At 66.5% G+C, this 17,034-nt stretch carries 17 protein-coding genes; 8 read left to right on the top strand and 9 right to left on the bottom strand.

The genetic code is table 11. From position 1 onward, the window contains the following. The first annotated feature begins 14 nt into the window (after positions 1-14). On the top strand, positions 15-839 hold the full coding sequence (gene thiD / locus AC1DNE_RS09835; protein WP_441468964.1) for a bifunctional hydroxymethylpyrimidine kinase/phosphomethylpyrimidine kinase: 825 nt from the start codon (positions 15-17) through the stop codon (positions 837-839). Then, positions 836-3,004 carry a methylmalonyl-CoA mutase gene (gene scpA / locus AC1DNE_RS09830; RefSeq protein WP_476841021.1) on the top strand — a complete coding sequence of 723 codons (2,169 nt, stop codon included), beginning with the start codon at positions 836-838 and terminating at the stop codon, positions 3,002-3,004. Before thiD ends, scpA begins: the two co-directional genes overlap by 4 nt. Positions 3,005-3,068: 64 nt before the next feature. Here scpA and AC1DNE_RS09825 read toward each other — a convergent pair whose 3' ends face one another. From AC1DNE_RS09825 to AC1DNE_RS09805, 5 genes are all read right to left on the bottom strand, one after another. Then, on the bottom strand, positions 3,069-3,341 hold the full coding sequence (locus tag AC1DNE_RS09825; protein ID WP_476764960.1) for a hypothetical protein: 273 nt from the start codon (positions 3,339-3,341) through the stop codon (positions 3,069-3,071). A gap of 101 nt (positions 3,342-3,442) precedes the next feature. Beyond that, positions 3,443-4,231, bottom strand: coding sequence for an ABC transporter permease (locus AC1DNE_RS09820; protein WP_441468634.1), 789 nt, complete (start codon positions 4,229-4,231; stop codon positions 3,443-3,445). Further along, positions 4,228-5,130 carry an ABC transporter permease gene (locus tag AC1DNE_RS09815; protein ID WP_441468635.1) on the bottom strand — a complete coding sequence of 301 codons (903 nt, stop codon included), beginning with the start codon at positions 5,128-5,130 and terminating at the stop codon, positions 4,228-4,230. The genes AC1DNE_RS09820 and AC1DNE_RS09815 overlap by 4 nt, the downstream gene beginning before the upstream one ends. A 148-nt stretch (positions 5,131-5,278) precedes the next feature. Then, entirely contained in the window at positions 5,279-6,448 is a 1,170-nt protein-coding gene (locus tag AC1DNE_RS09810) for an ABC transporter ATP-binding protein (RefSeq protein WP_441468965.1), read from the bottom strand. Positions 6,449-6,474: 26 nt separating this feature from the next. Continuing rightward, positions 6,475-7,587 carry a polyamine ABC transporter substrate-binding protein gene (locus tag AC1DNE_RS09805; RefSeq protein WP_476764959.1) on the bottom strand — a complete coding sequence of 371 codons (1,113 nt, stop codon included), beginning with the start codon at positions 7,585-7,587 and terminating at the stop codon, positions 6,475-6,477. Positions 7,588-7,717: 130 nt separating this feature from the next. On the opposite strand from AC1DNE_RS09805, the gene AC1DNE_RS09800 reads away from it, so the two are divergent. From AC1DNE_RS09800 to AC1DNE_RS09790, 3 genes are all read left to right on the top strand, one after another. Next, the gene (locus tag AC1DNE_RS09800; RefSeq protein ID WP_476764958.1) at positions 7,718-8,491 is read left to right on the top strand and encodes a DUF3750 domain-containing protein; all 774 of its coding nucleotides are present in this window, start codon (positions 7,718-7,720) and stop codon (positions 8,489-8,491) included. Between the two features lie 72 nt (positions 8,492-8,563). Further along, the gene (locus AC1DNE_RS09795) at positions 8,564-8,785 is read left to right on the top strand and encodes an antitoxin MazE family protein (protein ID WP_441468638.1); all 222 of its coding nucleotides are present in this window, start codon (positions 8,564-8,566) and stop codon (positions 8,783-8,785) included. Next, complete coding sequence (locus AC1DNE_RS09790; protein ID WP_441468639.1) at positions 8,782-9,105, top strand: type II toxin-antitoxin system PemK/MazF family toxin; 324 nt, start codon at positions 8,782-8,784, stop codon at positions 9,103-9,105. The genes AC1DNE_RS09795 and AC1DNE_RS09790 overlap by 4 nt, the downstream gene beginning before the upstream one ends. Positions 9,106-9,216: 111 nt before the next feature. Here AC1DNE_RS09790 and AC1DNE_RS09785 read toward each other — a convergent pair whose 3' ends face one another. Further along, positions 9,217-10,500 carry a cystathionine gamma-synthase family protein gene (locus tag AC1DNE_RS09785; RefSeq protein ID WP_441468640.1) on the bottom strand — a complete coding sequence of 428 codons (1,284 nt, stop codon included), beginning with the start codon at positions 10,498-10,500 and terminating at the stop codon, positions 9,217-9,219. A gap of 134 nt (positions 10,501-10,634) precedes the next feature. Here AC1DNE_RS09785 and AC1DNE_RS09780 point away from each other — a divergent pair, with 134 nt between their 5' ends. Next, positions 10,635-11,105, top strand: coding sequence for an Lrp/AsnC family transcriptional regulator (locus AC1DNE_RS09780; protein ID WP_441468641.1), 471 nt, complete (start codon positions 10,635-10,637; stop codon positions 11,103-11,105). Positions 11,106-11,117: 12 nt separating this feature from the next. Here AC1DNE_RS09780 and AC1DNE_RS09775 read toward each other — a convergent pair whose 3' ends face one another. After that, positions 11,118-12,122 carry an alpha/beta hydrolase gene (locus tag AC1DNE_RS09775; RefSeq protein ID WP_441468642.1) on the bottom strand — a complete coding sequence of 335 codons (1,005 nt, stop codon included), beginning with the start codon at positions 12,120-12,122 and terminating at the stop codon, positions 11,118-11,120. Between the two features lie 134 nt (positions 12,123-12,256). Further along, entirely contained in the window at positions 12,257-13,405 is a 1,149-nt protein-coding gene (locus tag AC1DNE_RS09770) for an alpha/beta hydrolase (protein WP_441468643.1), read from the bottom strand. 133 nt (positions 13,406-13,538) lie between these two features. Here AC1DNE_RS09770 and meaB point away from each other — a divergent pair, with 133 nt between their 5' ends. Beyond that, positions 13,539-14,525: a methylmalonyl Co-A mutase-associated GTPase MeaB gene (meaB, locus tag AC1DNE_RS09765; RefSeq protein WP_441468966.1), complete on the top strand. Its 987-nt coding sequence runs from the start codon at positions 13,539-13,541 to the stop codon at positions 14,523-14,525. A 104-nt stretch (positions 14,526-14,629) separates the two neighbouring features. Further along, on the top strand, positions 14,630-16,000 hold the full coding sequence (locus AC1DNE_RS09760; RefSeq protein WP_441468644.1) for a TIGR03808 family TAT-translocated repetitive protein: 1,371 nt from the start codon (positions 14,630-14,632) through the stop codon (positions 15,998-16,000). Between the two features lie 6 nt (positions 16,001-16,006). Here the strand turns inward: AC1DNE_RS09760 and AC1DNE_RS09755 are convergent, their stop codons facing one another. Next, positions 16,007-17,005, bottom strand: a complete 999-nt coding sequence (locus AC1DNE_RS09755) for an asparaginase (protein ID WP_441468645.1) — start codon at positions 17,003-17,005, stop codon at positions 16,007-16,009. Positions 17,006-17,034 lie beyond the last annotated feature (29 nt).

Here is a 17,034-nt window from a genome sequence, read left to right as displayed (position 1 = left end):
CCGGAGACATGAGTTTGACTGCCATCGCCCTCACCATCGCCGGCTCGGATTCGAGCGGCGGCGCCGGCATCCAGGCGGACCTGAAGACCTTCGCGGCGCATCAGGTCTACGGCGCCAGCGTCATCGTGGCGCTGACGGCGCAGAATACGAAGGGCGTCAGCGCCATCCATGCCGTGCCGCGCGATTTCGTCGCCCAGCAGATGGACGCCGTTTTCGAGGATCTCGATGTCGGCGCGGTCAAGATCGGGATGCTGGCAACGGCCGAACTGATCGAGACGGTCGCCTCCGGGCTGAAGCGTCACGGAGCGAAGAACGTCGTGCTAGACCCGGTGATGATCGCGGCCTCGGGGGCGAGGCTTCTGGAAGCGTCGGCGGTCGAGGCGATCCGCAAGCATCTCTTTCCGCTCGCGACGCTGATCACCCCCAACCTCCCCGAGGCTGCCGCCCTGCTCGGCTCCAGCATCGCGGAAACGGAACTGGCGGTCGACGAACAGGCAGAAAAGCTCGCGGCGCTCGGCGCGGCCAATGTCCTGATCAAGGGCGGCCATGGCAGCGGCGATCTCAGCAGCGACCTGCTCCTGCTCGCCGGGGGAGCGCGCCAACACTTCAACGCCCCCCGCCTTGCGACCCGCAACACGCATGGCACCGGCTGCACCTTATCCTCTGCGATCGCGGCGAACCTCGCCAAGGGCTTGCCGCTGCCGGAGGCGATCGGCCACGCCAAGAGCTATATTTCCGCCGCCATCGCCGCAGCCGACGAGGTTGCGGTTGGCCACGGCCACGGACCGGTGCATCATTTCCACCATTGGTGGGACAGGACCGACGGGAGCAAACCATGACCGCGATCCCGGATTTCACGAAACTCGCCTTCTCCGCCACCCGGACGGCGGCCTCTGCAGAGCTAGCGGCGGCCGACCCCTGGCTGACGCCGGAAGATATCCCGGTGAAGCCGCTCTACACGGCCGCCGACCGCGAGGGGCTGCCCTTCGTCGACAGCCTGCCGGGCCTGCCGCCCTATCTGCGCGGCCCCTACCCGACCATGTACGTCAACCAGCCCTGGACGATCCGGCAATATGCCGGTTTCTCCACGGCCGAGGATTCGAACGCCTTCTACCGACGCAACCTCGCCGCGGGACAGAAGGGCCTCTCGGTCGCCTTCGATCTCGCGACTCATCGCGGCTATGACTCGGATCATCCGCGCGTCGCCGGCGATGTCGGCATGGCCGGCGTCGYGATCGACTCGATCTACGACATGCGCACGCTGTTCTCAGGCATCCCGCTCGACCAGATGAGCGTGTCGATGACGATGAACGGCGCGGTGCTGCCGGTGCTGGCGCTCTATATCGTCGCGGCCGAGGAACAGGGCGTGCCGCAGGCGAAGCTCTCGGGGACCATCCAGAACGACATCCTCAAGGAGTTCATGGTCCGCAACACCTATATCTATCCGCCCTCGCCCTCGATGCGGATCATCGGCGACATCTTCGCCTTCACCTCGGCCAATATGCCGAAGTTCAACTCGATATCGATTTCCGGCTATCACATGCAGGAGGCCGGAGCGACGCAGGATCTCGAGCTCGGCTACACGCTTGCCGACGGGGTCGAATACATCCGTGCCGGCCAGCGCGCGGGCCTTTCTGTCGATATCTTCGCGCCGCGCCTGTCCTTTTTCTGGGCGATCGGCATGAACTTCTTCATGGAAGTCGCCAAGATGCGTGCGGCGCGGCTGATCTGGGCCAAGCTCGTCAAGGATTTCGGCGCTGAGAACGAGAAGTCCCTGCCACTGCGCACCCATTGCCAGACCTCGGGCTGGTCGCTGACGGCGCAGGACGTGTTCAACAACGTGCCGCGCACGATGATCGAGGCGATGGCGGCAACGCAGGGGCACACCCAGTCGCTGCACACCAACGCGCTCGACGAGGCGCTGGCGCTGCCGACCGACTTTTCGGCGCGTATCGCCCGCAACACCCAGATCCTGCTGCAGCAGGAAAGCGGCACGACCCGGATCATCGATCCCTGGGGCGGCTCCTATTATGTCGAACGTCTGACCGCGGAACTCGCTGAGAAGGCCTGGAGCCATATCCGGGAAGTCGAGGCGCTCGGCGGCATGGCCAAGGCGATCGAGGCCGGCATCCCCAAGCTCCGGATCGAGGAAGCCGCCGCCAAGACGCAGGCCCGCATCGACGGCGGGCAGCAGGCGATCATCGGCGTCAACTGCTTCAAGCCGGAGAACGAGGCTTCGATCGAGGTGCTCAAGGTCAACAACGCCTCGGTGCGCGCCCAGCAACTCGACAAGCTTAAGCGCCTCAAGGCCGAACGTGACGAGACCGAGGTGCAGGCGACGCTGACCGCGCTGACCAATGGCGCGGCCGGCAATGCCAATCTGCTCGACCTCGCGGTCAAGGCTGCGCGCGCCAAGGCGACGGTCGGCGAGATCTCGCTGGCGATGGAGAAGGTGTTCGGTCGTCACAGGGCCGAGATCAAGGCGATCTCGGGGGTCTACAAGCGGGAGGTCGGCGAGATGAACCCAGCCGTCACGCGCGTCCAGTTGATGTGCCAGGCGTTCGAGGAAGCCGACGGACGCCGCCCCCGCATCCTCGTCGCCAAGATGGGCCAGGACGGCCATGATCGCGGCCAGAAGGTCATCGCCTCGGCCTTCGCCGATCTCGGCTTCGACGTCGATATCGGGCCGCTCTTCGCCACGCCGGACGAGGCGGCGCGGCAGGCGGTTGAGAACGATGTCCACATCGTCGGCGTGTCGTCGCTCGCGGCAGGTCACCTCACGCTCGTGCCAGAACTGAAGGCGGCGCTCGCCAAGGCAGGCCGGCCGGACATCATGATCGTGGTCGGCGGCGTCATCCCGCCGCAGGATTTCGAGGCGCTGATGGAGGCCGGCGCCTCGGCGATCTTCCCGCCCGGCACGGTCATCGCCGATGCGGCCGAGAAGCTGCTCGAGGAGCTCAGCCAGCGCCTCGGCTACGCCCAGCACACCGCCGCCGCCGAATGACAGAAAAGGCGGGCGCTGCCCTCAGGCCGCGCCCGCCCTATGGTCACAGCCGGCGTGGCGACACTTACCGCCAGCCGTAACCATAGCTGGAACGCGGCGGGGGCGACCGCATGCCGTAGCCGTCATAGTAGCGATGCCAGCGGCGCTGCCCCCAGAAGCCGTGGACGGCGGGCGGCGCAGGCCGCCAATCGGCGCCATAAGCCGGGCGCTCATAGGCGCGTTCGTAACGGTCGCCGAAAGCCTGGGCGTTTCCTGTTCCGGCGAAGGTGGAAGCGGCGAGCACGATGCCGCCCAGTGCGAGGGCCGCCAAACCGATGCGGGCGCGATTGCGGAACATGATCCTTGTCCTGTCTCGTGGCGGGGAGAATTCCCCTGCCGTGAGAAGGACATTCGCAAAATCCGCCTGAACGAGCTTTGAGGGCGCCGTTCAGCCGCCGTTTAACCTCCGGACAACTGCTCGCGCTTCAACAGCAGCGACGCCGCGATCACCACCACGGCCACGGCCGCGATCATGATCGTGCAGGCGGCATTGATCTCGGGCGAAACGCCGAGCTTGACCGCCGAATAGAGCCGCATCGGCAGCGTCGTCGCGCCGGGGCCCGTCGCGAAGCTCGCGATGACGAGATCGTCGAGCGAGAGCGTGAAGGCGAGCATCCAGGCCGCCGCCACCGCCGGCCAGATCAGCGGCAGGGTCACGGTCCAGAAGGTGACGAAGGGCGTGGCACCCAGATCCTGAGCCGCTTCCTCCAGCGAGCGATCGAAGCCGGCGAGCCGCGACTGAACGACGATGCAGGCGAAGCCGAGGCCGAAGGTCGCGTGCGCGATCGTCACGGTCCAGAAGCCGCGCTCGACATCAACAGCCACGAAGAGCAGCAGCAGCGACAGGCCCGTCACCACCTCAGGCATCACGAGCGGCGCCAGGACCATGCCGGAGAACAATGTTCGCCCGCGAAAGCGGCCGTGGCGGGCGAGCGCCAGCGCCGCAAGCGTGCCGAGGACCGTCGCCAGCGTCGCCGAGACAACGCCGAGGCGGATCGAAAGCCAGGCGGCGTCGAGCAGCGGCTCGTTGGCCATCAGGGCGCCGTACCAATGCGTCGAGAAGCCGCCCCAGACCGTCACCAGCCGCGAGGCGTTGAAGGAATAGGCGACGAGCGTGAGGATCGGCAGGTAGAGAAAAGCGAAGCCGACGATCAGCGCGAGGATCAGTCCAGGGCCGAGCCGGTTCATGCCGCCATCTCCCGCCGCAGGCGCGCCCGTTGCAGCAGGACGAGTGGCAGCACGAGCACGACGAGCAGCACGACCGCGACCGCCGAGGCCAGAGGCCAATCGCGATTCGAGAAGAACTCGTTCCAGAGCACCTTGCCGATCATCACCGTGTCCGGGCCGCCGAGCAGGTCGGGGATGACGAACTCGCCCACCGCGGGAATGAAGACCAGCGCCGAGCCGGCGAGAATGCCGGGCAGCGAGAGCGGCAGCGTCACCGTGAAGAAGGCCGTAACCGGGGTGGCGCCGAGATCGGCCGCTGCTTCCAGCAGCCCGCGATCGAGTTTTTCCAGCGTCGCGAAGAGCGGCAGCACCATGAAGGGCAGATAGGAATAGACCATGCCGAGCTGCACGGCCGCCTCGGTATTGAGCAGGCGCAGCGGCTCCGCCTCGAAGCCGAGGAAGGCGAGCGCCGCGTCGAGCTGCCCGTCCGGCCTGAGGATGCCGATCCAGGCGTAGACGCGGATCAGGAAGGAGGTCCAGAACGGCAGGATGACGAAGACGAGCAGGATGCCGCGCCAGCGCGCCGGCACCGAAGCCATGGCGTATGCGAGCGGATAGCCGATCGCGAGGGCGAAGACGGTGGTCAGCGCCGCGATGCGCAGGGAGTAGAGATAGCTCTGCCAGTACAGCGGGTCGTCGCCGAGCAGCTTGAAGTTCTCGATATCGAGCTGCGACAGGAATTCGCCGAGCTGCGCCAGCCCTTCGAAATGCGGCGCATAAGGTGGCAGCGCCGTCGCAGCATGTGAGAAAGCCATGCGCAGGACGATGGCGAAGGGCGCAAGGAAAAACAGCGCGAGCCAGAGATAGGGCACGGCCACGACGAATCGACCAAGTCGCTGCAGCGAAGCGACCGCTCTCATGGCGTCGTTCCGCCGTCATGCTCGGGCTTGACCCGAGCATCTCTTGCCGGAGATGGCGCAGGGGCCTCTGCCTGCCGGAGATTCTCGAGTCTGCGCTTCGCTCCGCTCGAGAATGACGCGCCACTCCGCCGGGCTTTCCCCGCCCATCTCATGGCGGCAGCACCACGCCAGCCTCGACGTCCCAGGAGAGCCAGACCTTGTCGTCCCAAGCAAAGGGCCGGGCCATCCGGCGCGTGCGGTTGGCGAGCGCGACCTTGACGAGCTGCCCGCCCTCCCCCTGATCATTCTGCCCGCCGAGCATGACCTGGATCATGGTGAAGTCGCCGAGATAGCCGATGTCCCAGATCTCGCCCGCGACCTTGTTGACGGCCTGCGCCGGCTCGTCATGGCCAATCTCGATCTTTTCCGGGCGGATACCGACGATGAGAGGGTCGCCCAACTTCAGCGCCGGCGCCTCCTCGTCGAGTTCGACGGTGCCGACGAAAGGCACGTCCGCGCGCACCAGTTCGCCGTCAACGGCCTCGACCCGGCCCTCGAAGATGTTGATGTCGCCGACGAACTCCGCGACGTGCCGGTTGGCCGGCGCCTCGTAGATCACATCCGGTGGACCGATCTGGACGAGCTTGCCGTGATCCATCACCGCCATGCGGTCGGCCATCGTCATCGCCTCGTCCTGGTCGTGGGTGACGACCATGAAGGTCAGGCCGAGCTCGCTCTGCAGATCCATCAGCTCGAACTGGGTCTGCTCGCGCAGCTTCTTGTCGAGCGCCGCCATCGGCTCATCGAGCAGGAGCAGCTTCGGCCGCTTGGCGAGCGAGCGGGCGAGCGCGACGCGCTGGCGCTGGCCGCCGGAGAGCTGATGCGGCTTGCGGCCGCCAAACCCGGAGAGCTTGACCAGCGCCAGCATCTCCTCGACGCGTCGGTCGATCTCGGCGCGCGGCAGCCCCTCGCGCTTCAGCCCATAGGCGATGTTGCCGGCCGCGTTGAGATGCGGGAACAGCGCATAGGACTGGAACATCATGTTGATCGGCCGCAGATGCGGCGGGATGCCGGTGATGTCCTGCCCGTCGAGCAGGATCGTGCCCTCATCCGGCCTTTCGAAGCCGGCGAGCATGCGCATCAGCGTGGTCTTGCCGCAGCCGGAGGGCCCGAGCAGTGCAAAGAACTCGCGCGGATAGAGCGCGAGCGAGAGATCGGCCACTGCGGTGACGTCGCCGAAGCGCTTGGTCACGCCCCGGAACTCCACCAGCGGCTTCGCCGCAGGGTCGTTCCAGGGTTGAAAAGCCCGGCGCACGCTGCCGGGCGAGGTCTTCTTCATGGGATTGGCGACCTGTCCGGAACCGGTCACTTGCCGGTCTTCACGCGGGTCCAGAGCCGGTTCACCAGCCGCTGTGCCTTCTGGTCGTATGGCGTGATCGTATAGAGCCGCGCCATCACCGCGTCGGACGGGTAGATACCGGGGTTGTCGCGCACCGCAGCCGAGAGCAGCGGCTTGGAGGCGATGTTGCCGTTGGCGTACTGGATGAAGTCCGAATTCTTCGCCGCCATCGCGGGCTTGTTGACGAAGTCGATGAACTTCAGCGCCGCGTCGACATTGCCGGCATCCTTCGGGATCACGAAGGAGTCGAACCACATCAGCGCGCCTTCCTTCGGGATCGAATAGGCGATCTGGACGCCGTTCTTGGCCTCCTCGGCACGCTTCTTCGCCTGGAGGATGTCGCCGGAATATCCGACGGCCAGGCAGATATCGCCATTCGCCAGCGCGTTGATGTATTCCGAGGAATGGAACTTCTGGATGTGCGGGCGGATCTTGCGCAGGAGCTCGCCGGCCTTGTTGAGATCGGCCTCGTTCTTCGAATCCGGATCGAGCCCGAGATAACGCAGCGCCGCCGGGAACATCTCCTCGACCGCGTCGAGCACATGGACGCCGCAGTTGGAGAGCTTCTTCAGCGTTTCGGGCTCGAAGACGATCTTCCAGCTGTCGATCACGGCATCGGGGCCGAGGCGTTCCTTGATCTTGGCGACGTTGTAGCCAATCCCCGTGGTGCCCCACATGTAGTTCACGGCGTATTTGTTGCCGGGATCATACTTGGACAACCGGGTCTGGATCTCCGGCCAGAGGTTCTTGAAGTTCGGCGCCTTGTCCTTGTCGACCGGCTGGTAGAGGCCGAGCGGGATGTGGCGCGGCAGGAAGGAAGCCGTGACGACGATCAGGTCGTAGCCGGTCTTGCCAGCCAGAAGCTTGGTCTCCACCGTCTCCATCTGGTCGAAGGTGTCGTAGACGACGGTGATGCCGGTTTCCTTCTTGAAGGCATCGAGCACCTCCGGATCGACATAATCCGACCAGTTGAAGATGCGCAGCTGCTTGTCCTGCGCGGCCGCGGGCGCGGCGAGAAGTCCCAGTCCGACCGCACAGGCGGCAATGGCCTCGGTCAGTCGCTTCACAGTCCTACCCAATCTTCCCCTCCATCAAGCTCAGGCGCGCGCACGCTACCAGCTTTCCCCCCCGCATCAACCGGCATAAGGCGCGACCGGATGCCCGCGCACAGCCAAGCTGCGCCTGACGCAAGCGTGAACGGCCGCAGCCTTGCCGGCCTCCGCCGTCATGCACATACCGTACCGCATGCGCCTGTTCCGCCGCTTCCTGCTGTTCTTCGCGGTCGCCTTCCTGCTGCCGCTCGCGAGCCATGCGGGCTGGTGGTACTGGCAGACACATGCGCCGAACTGGCAGCGCGCCGCCTGGACGAGCGCCAAGCTCCTGCCGGCGGCTTCCGCCGAGCCCGAAGCGACGGTGCATGTCTTCGCCGCGCGTGTCGGGCGCTGGCGCGGAATCTTCGCGCATCATTCCTGGATCGTGGTGAAGGAACGGGGCGCCAGCGCCTATACACGCTTCGACGTGGTCGGCTGGGGCACGCCGGTCCGGGTCAACCACCGCGAGGCCGACGGGCACTGGTTCGGCAACATGCCGGAGCTGGTGACCGAGATCCAGGGCAAAGCCGCCGAACGCCTGATCCCGCGCATCCGTGCGGCGGTGACGAGCTATGCCTATTCAAGCCCCGGCAGCTATCTCGCCTGGCCGGGGCCGAACTCGAACAGTTTCGTCCAGCATGTGCTGTCGGAGGTGCCGGAACTCGGACAGGCGCTGCCGCCGACCGCCATCGGCAAGGATTGGCGCGCCGACGGCGTCTTCGCCGGGCTGACGCCGAGCCGCACCGGCATCCAGGCCTCGCTCTACGGCCTTGCTGGCGTCACCGTCGGCTGGGTCGAGGGTATCGAGATCAACCTGCTCGGCCTCGTCGCCGGGCTCGACCTGCGCAGCCCGGCGCTGAAGCTGCCGGGCTGGGGGCGGATCGGGGTTTAGCTTTCCGGCATCCGCCAGCCTTGCAGAGCGCAGCGGCAAACGTTACATGTAACATTCCCGGGAGTGACCCGCATGGCCAGTTCGACCGCTAGACGCGTCCAGAAGCGCCGCGACGCTTTGCGGGCGGCTGGATTGCGCCCGGTGCAAATCTGGATTCCCGATACGCGGCGGCCCGGCTTCGGTGAGGAATGCCGCCGTCAGGCCCGCCTTGTCTCCCTCAGCGACAGTACTGATCGGGAGCTCGATGCCTTCCTTGACGCGGCCCTGGAAGATCTGGACGGCAGCCCTGAATGAAGCGCGGCGACCTTGTCACCGTTGCGCTCGGCGGCGATTTCGGCAAGCCCCGCCCTGCCCTGATCGTCCAGGCCGACCCGTTCGACCTGACGGCGACGGTGACCCTGCTGCTGATGTCCAGCGACATCGTCGATGCGCCGCTGATCCGACTGACGGTCGAGCCTGACGCGACGAACGGCTTGCGCCTTGCTTCGCAGATCATGGTCGACAAGGCGATGACCGTGCGGCGCGACCGGATCGGCCAGGCTTTCGGCTATCTCGATCCGGAAACGATGATCACGGTGAACCGGTCTCTGGCGCTGTTCCTCGGCCTCGGCTGAGCCCGATCGTCATTCTCGGGCGAAGCATAGCTTCGATCCGAGAATCTCGGGACCAGAAGATTCTGGTTTCCGAGATGCTCGGATCAAGCCCGAGCATGACGGCAATGTCCCTCAAACCGCCTCGAAGGCCTGCGCCAGATCCGAGATCAGGTCCTCGATGTTCTCGATGCCGACCGAGATGCGGATCAGGGCGTCGGTGAGGCCGATCTCCTCACGCAGCTCCCTGGCGACGCCGGAATGGGTCATCGCGGCGGGGTGCGAGACCAGCGTCTCGGTGCCCCCGAGGCTGACGGCGAGCTTCATGATCTGCAGGTTGTCGAGCAGCGCGAAGGCTTCCTTCTCGCCGCCCTTGACATCGAATGCGAAGGTCGAGCCGGCCGCGGTGCACTGCCGGTCGAAGACAGGCTTGCGAGGATCACCGTCCTTGAGGTTGCCGAGATAGTGGACCTTGGCGACCTTCGGGTGGTTCTCGAGGTATTCCGCCACCAGCTTGGCGTTCTCGTTGGCGCGGCTCATGCGGATGTCGAGCGTCTCCAGCGAGCGCATCAGCATCCAGCAGGAGTTCGGGTCTGCTTGCGTGCCCAGCGAGCCGCGCCAGGCCTTCACCTGCCGCACCAGCGCCTCGGAACCGCTGATCGAGCCGCCGACGAGGTCGGAATGGCCGCCGACATATTTCGTCAGCGAGAGCAAGGTCAGGTCTGCACCGAGTTTGAGCGGCTTCTGATATTTCGGGCCCAGCAGGGTGTTGTCGACCACGACCGGCGGGCGATGGCCCTGCGACTGCTCCAGTTCATCGGCAATCGCCTTGCAGGCGGCGAGATCGACGAGGCCATTGGTCGGGTTGGCCGGGGTCTCGACCAGGATCATCGCGACGCGGCCCTTGGCGGCGGCCGCCTTGGCGACCTCCCGCATCTGCTCGATGTCGAGCCCGTCGGTGAAGCCGAACGGCGTGATGCCGAAGGCGCCCATCTGGTTCTTGAGCAGGGTCTCCGTGCCGCCATAGAGCGGCCGCGAATGGAGGATCGTGTCACCCGGACGCAGGAAGGCGAAGCAGGTCGTGGCGATCGCGGCCATGCCGGACGCGAAGACGGCGCATTTCTCGGCCTCGTCCCAGATCGCCAGGCGATCCTCGAGGATTTCCATGTTGGGATGGTTGAAGCGTGAATAGACCAGCCCCGGCTTCTCGCCCGGCTTCGGCTGGCGCCGCCCCGAGGTGAAGTCGAAGAAATCCTTGCCCTGCTGGGCGTTCTCGAAAACGAAGGTCGAGGTCAGGAAGACCGGCGGCTTGAGCGAGCCTTCCGACATGGCCGGCGAATAGCCGAACCCCATCATCAACGTCTCCGGATGGAGCCGGCGATTGGCGATCCGGTCCTTGTGATAGCTGTCATCGCTCATGGGCTGTCTCCCTTTTTTCCGGCCGCGCCGCTGAATCCCTGTCGTTCAGAATAATCTCATCGGAGCGCCATTGCTTGGTTGATGAAGCTCACCGTAAACTCACGATTGCAGCTTCCTGCTCACAAACCTGCACAATGGAGCATATCGTGCTCGATACGATCGATCGTCGGATTCTCTCGGTGCTCCGCGATGACGGGCGGATCACCAATCAGGATCTCTCGCAGCGCGTCGGACTGTCGCCGACGCCCTGCCTGCGCCGCCTCAAGCGGCTGGAAGAGACCGGCGTCATCCAGGGCTATACAGCAGTCGTCGACCCCAAGGCCTACGGCCTGCCCTTCAGCGTCTTCGTCTCGGTCAGGCTGACTCAGCAGAACCAGGAGCAGATCACCGAATTCGAGAAGGCGGTCGAAAGCTGGAGCGAGGTTGCCGAATGCTACCTCATGACCGGCTCGCAGGACTATCTTCTGCGCGTCGTCACCGACGGCATCGAAGGCTATGAGCGCTTCCTGAAGCAGAAGGCGACGCGGCTGAAATGCATCCAGTCGGTCGAATCCAACTTCGCGCTGGCGACGATCAAGAAGCGCTCCGGCCTGCCACCGATCTAGGGGCTGGCCTCGTCAGGCGCCGCGATCCATGGCGCGGCGGACGACCTGCGTGACCTCGCTGTTCGACAGGAAGAGGTCGTGACGCAGCATGCTCCAGCCGCGGCCAGACGTGTCGGCGACGCGGACGCCCAGCGCATCGAGCCGCGAGCGGTCGGCGGCGCCGGCACGCGCGACGCCGCCGGCGATGCGCGCCGAGACCGCCAGTGCCCGGTCGCCCGGGTCGATGATGACGGTCATGCGCTGGGCCAGGGGGCCGAGCTTCTTCACCGTCTGCTCGAAGGCGTCGATGTCGACATCGGGCGAGGCCAGCACGACCGAGCCGATACGGGCATAGACATCCTGGGAGTCGCGCAGTTCGCGCAGCCCTTCCAGCGTCAGGAAGGTTCCCATCGAGTGCGCGACGATATGGATGCGCCCGACCGTCGGGTTGGAAACGAGCGCCTGCAGGCTCTGGACGAACCCGTCGCGCGACCAAAGCGCGCTCTCTCGATCATAGGCATAGTCGAAGAGCTTGCCGCCGGACGGCCAGGTGAACAGCGCCGCGCGGCCCTGGAATTCGAGCGAATGCGAGAGCTGGCCGGCGCTGCGGGCAGCCGATTCGAAGGTCTCGTTGAAGCCGTGCACATAGAGCAGCACATCGCGGCCATTGGCGGCATCCGAGAAGGCGCGCGGGGCGTCGTTGGTCACCTCGCGGCCAACGCCGAGCACGGCCCAGTCGCCGCTGACGGCGGAGGAGACGCGCCCCGAGATCCCCCTTCCCGGCGGCGACAGGCGCACCTCGGCGAAGGTCAGCGGTCCGCGATCGGTGCCGAAATAGGGCGCGACATTGCCCACAGATCTGCGGGTTGTCATGACCAGCAGGCGCGGATCCTTGCCGAGCGCCGAGGCGTCCGCACGCTCCGGCTCGGCGAAGGGCGAGACGCTCGCTTCGCTCTGGGCGCAGGCGGCGAGCCCGAGCGGCAGCAGCGCGGCGAGCGCCAGCGAACGGCATGAAAAGTCGCGCCTCGTGACAGGCATGGCGGCAGGCATCCAAAATCGATCGTGAGAGGCCGGAATGGCCAACCGGCCCTTAAGGGCAGGCTAACGCGGCCAGAATGGGGCAACCTCGCGGCCTGGCTGCGGGGATCGCCGGCCGTTGCAGCCATGTGACATCACCGCCCGCCCGAAAGGATCGTCACCGGCGCGTTGACGACGAGCCCGACCGTCGAGCCCACGGTGCCGACGACGCCGCCGGCGATATCCCCGATTCGGTCGCCGAATTGCGGCCCGGCGAAACCGATACCCTTGTCCTGCCGCAGCCGCTCGCCGATGAGCTGAACCACTTTTGGCGAGGAAGCGAACTTGGCGTGGTTCAGGCTGTCGCTGGACGACACCTCCGAGAGGTCGATGATCCGCGCGCCGAGCTTGTCCAGCTCCGCGATGATCTCCGTGTCCTTCGCAGAGACGGAGCCCAGCCGGGTCTTGTCGCCCGCGAAGCGGCGCGAGAAGTCGAGCGCCTTGTCGTCAGCCGACACGAAGACGGTGACGGGCCGCCGGATCTGCGCCATCTGCGTCTTGAAGACGTCGAGATCGACATCGGGCGCGGCCAGCATGACGTCGCGCAGCTTGCCGCCGAAGGCCCCGTCGCCGCGGATCGCGGCCTGGCGCAATGTCTCCAGCGTCAGCAGCGTGCCCATGGAATGAGCGAGAATATCCATGCGTGTGGAGCCGAGATCGCGCGGGATGCCGCGCAGACTGGCTTCGAGGAAGTCGCGCGAGTAGTAGGCGCTCTCGCGGTCATAGGGATAGGCGAGGAGTTCGCCGCGCGAGGGCCAGGAGAACAGCACCGGCACGCCCTTGAAGCCGGAATCATAGACGATCTGGGCGAAGCGGTAGACCGCATCGGCGAAATTCGTGTTGTAGCCGTGGACGAAGACGAGCACGTCGCGCTGATCGGCCGGCCGGCTCTGGAGCTCCTTGCGCACATCCGAGATCACGGGCGCGAGGTCGAGCCGCTGGACATAAGTCGCGGTGAAATGCTTCGCCGGATCGCCCGGCCCGGAGCTCGGCAGCTCCAGATTGCCGGGCTTGTGGCTGCGCGGCACCGTGATGTCGAGCCGGGCGAAGGAGAGCTTGGGCGCCCGCTCTCCATTGAAATAGACCGGCTGCGCCGAGGGTTCGCGCGTGGTCGCGACATAGATCTCGACGGTGCCGGCGATATCGGCGGCAGGTGCCTGGTTCAACGCAAGGGTGCGCGGCGTCGCGCAGGCTGCGAGAGCGAGCGGCAGCAACAATGCCAAAACCACACCACGAAACCGCATTGCCGCGCCGATCATCGCCCAGTCGTCTCACCGCCCACGCAAATCTTCAAGATGCGTGCATGACACAGTGATGAAGCAGATACGACGCAGGCGATGCCTTGTCGCCTTCGGCAGCGGCTTGCTAACTGGCGGCATGGCCGACCGCATCTCTCCTGCCGACTCGCTCGGCGACGCGCTCCTCGCCGGCGAACGCGCCGCGCTGGCCCGTGCGATCACGCTGGCGGAATCGCGCCGCGCGGACCATCGCGAGCAGGCGCAGGCATTGATCCAGCGGCTGCTGCCCCACACCGGCCGCGCCATCCGTGTCGGCATCACCGGAGTTCCGGGCGTCGGCAAATCGACGACGATCGACGCGCTCGGCAGCTACCTTACGGCCAAGGGCCACAAGGTGGCGGTGCTCGCGGTCGACCCCTCCTCGACCCGCACCGGCGGCTCGATCCTCGGCGACAAGACCCGGATGGCGCGCCTCTCAGTCGATCCCGACGCCTATATCCGGCCCTCCCCCTCCTCCGGCACGCTCGGCGGCGTCGCGGCCAAAACGCGCGAGACGATGCTGCTCTGCGAGGCCGCCGGCTTCGACATCATCCTGGTCGAAACGGTCGGCGTCGGGCAGTCGGAAACGGCAGTCGCCGATCTCACCGACTTCTTCCTCGTGCTGATGCTGCCCAATGCCGGCGACGAGTTGCAGGGCATCAAGAAGGGCATCATCGAGCTCGCCGACATGATCGCGGTCAACAAGGCCGACGGTGCTGGTGCGACCGCAGCCCGCGCGGCCGCAGCGCAATACAAGGCCGCGCTCCACATCCTTGCGCCTACCTCGACGCTGTGGAGCACGCCGGTGGTGACGATCTCGGGGCTGACCGGAGAAGGGCTCGACGCGCTCTGGGCCAAGATCGAGGACCACCGCGCCCGCTTCGAGGCCAAGGGCCTGATCGCTGAGAAACGCCGGCGCCAGGACGTCAAATGGATGTGGGCGATGGTGCAGGATCGGTTGCAGGCCAAGCTCAGGCATGACCCGGCCCTGAAGGCGCGCACGCCGGAGCTCGAGGCCGCAGTCTCCTCCGGCAAGCTCGCCCCGACGCTTGCCGCCGAGGAGATCGCCCGGGCGCTCGGGCTCTAGCCGACGCCCGCCGCATCTTGCGTGTTCTTGGCGGCGGCGGTTCCAAATCGGGACAGCAGAGCTGGCACGCCGCTTGATCGTGGCGGAACCGAAGGGGAGGTTCCATGGTGCTTTCGCGGCGCGGTTTCCTGGCTGCCGGCCTGGTCGGCCCGGCTGTGTTCCACCTGCCGGCCCGTGCGCAATCGGTTTCGCCGCCCCGCGGCCCACTCGGCCATCTCGGTCTGGACGCCAGCCAGTTCGGGCTGCGGCCGGGCGCATCGGAGGATCAGTCAGGGCGGTTCCAGGCGGCGGTAAACGAAGCGGTGAAGCGCAATGCGCCGCTCATGGTGCCGCCCGGGCGTTATCGTCTCGGCTCAGTCCAGCTGCCGGAAGGCGCGAGCATCGTCGGCTTGCCGGGGGAGACCCGCCTTGTGACCGCAAACGGCAGCCCGCTGCTTGTCGCCAACAATATCGCGCGCGCAAATCTGACCGGCCTTGCCTTCGATGGGCTCGACATCCCCTCGCCACAACGCGGAGGCCTCGTCACCGGCAACAACATCGGCGCGCTCACCATCTCGGATTGCGACTTCGCCAAGGCCGGCTCGGTCGGCCTGACCCTGCACCGCTGCGGCGGGCGCATCACGACCAGCCGCTTCCACGCCATGCGCGATTCCGCCCTGTTCTCGCTCGATTCGCTGGGCCTCGTTATCGAACAGAACGATGTCGAGGACTGCGGCAACAATGGCATCCAGATCTGGCGGAGCCAGCCCGGCGACGACCGCTCGATCCTGCGCAGCAATCGCGTCAGCCGTATTCGCGCCGATGCCCGCGGCGACGGGCCGAACGGCAACGGCATCAGTCTCTACCGGGCCGGCGGCGTCATCGTCGAGGGCAACCAGCTGCGCGACTGCGCCATGACCTTCATCCGCAACAATTCCGGCTCCGGCGTGCAGATCCTCGGCAATCAGGGCCGCCGCTGCGGCGAAGTGGCGCTCTACGCCGAATTCGCCTTCGAGGGTGCGATCATGGCCAATAATCTGATCGAGGACTGCGCGCAGGGCGCCAACATCACCAATCTCGACCATGGCGGGCGAATGGCGGTTTTCGCCAACAACATCATCCGCAATGCCCGGCGCGCCATCGCGCCGAACGGCAGGGAGCCGATCGGCGGCATCGGCGTCCATGTCGAGGCCGAAGCGGCCGTGACCGGCAACGTCATCGAGAATGCGAGCGAGATCGGCATCTCGCTCGGCTGGTCCTGGGGGATGCGCAATCTCGTCGCGACCGGCAATGTCGTGCGCAAGGCCGGCATCGGCATCGCGGTGTCGCTGGTGCCGAAGGAGCGCAACGCCCTGATCGCCAACAACCTCATCGACGAGGCGCGCGACGGCGCCATCGTCGGCACGGAATACGGCAAACCTGTCACCGGCGATCTCGCCAAGGCGCCCGACGCAAAAGCGGCGGGCATCAGGATCGAGAACAACGCCGCGCGTTGAGATATCCTAGGCCGCCGGGGCGCGGATGCGCCCCACCTCGATGCCGTTCCAGTTCTTCAGGACGGCCTCGCGCAGCGGCGCAAAGGCAGTCTGCGTCGCTTCGTCCATCGGCAGGAAGCGGGCGATCAGCGCGCCGAGCGCGACTTCCGCGGCACGGCCAGCGCCGTCATCGCATTTCAGCGCAATGCCATAGCCGAGCTCCGGCAGCGCGGCGCAGTAGACGCCCTCGGCCCCGGTCTTGGTAAAGGCGCGGGCGCCCAGCAGGCCCATCAGCCGCGTGTCGTACCGCCCAGTGCCCGCGACCATGAAGGGATGCCCGGCCGCAGCAGCTCGGATGCGCGCGGCGGCCTTGGCCCGTTCGGGACCGAAGCCGCGACCGGTGCCGAAGCGCGCAAAGCCGAGCGCCAGCGCCTTGAGCGGCACGGCGTAGGAGGGAATCGAGCACCCGTCGATGCCCATGCGCACGCTGGAATGCTCGGCGCCGGTCACCTCTTCAAGGGCGCCGCGCACCGCCCGCTGGACGGCATGACCCTGCTTCACATAGCCGGCCGGATCCTCGTCTAGGCTGCAGGAGAGGCAGACGAAGCCGGCGTGCTTGCCGGAGCAGTTGTTGTTGAGGGCGCTCGGCTCGGCGCCCGACTTCGCCAGCGCCCGCGCCACGGCCTCGTTCATGGGCCAATGCGCGCCGCATTCCAGGCAGCCGACGTCGCGGCCGGCCTTCTTCAGTATCGCGAGCGAGGTCTCTGCATGCAGCGGCTCGCCGGAATGCGAGGAGACGGCGAGCGCGATCTCCGCCTCTGTCAAGCCGTAACGGTCGGCAGCACCGCTTTCCAGCAGAGGCAGGGCCTGGATCGCCTTCACCGCCGAGCGCGGGAAGACCGGTCGCTCGATGTCGCCGGCTGCGAAGACGACGCCGCCATCGGCATCGACGACAATCGCAGACCCCCGATGACGCGATTCGACGACATTGCCGCGCGTGACTTCGGCGAGGACGGGGTTTTCCATGGCGACCTCCAGATTCCGCTTGCTGCGGA

The sequence above is a fragment of the Allobosea sp. 05L423 genome (assembly GCF_056397745.1).
Note: the sequence above shows the minus strand (reverse complement) of the source record. Positions and strands in the feature narration are given on the sequence as shown.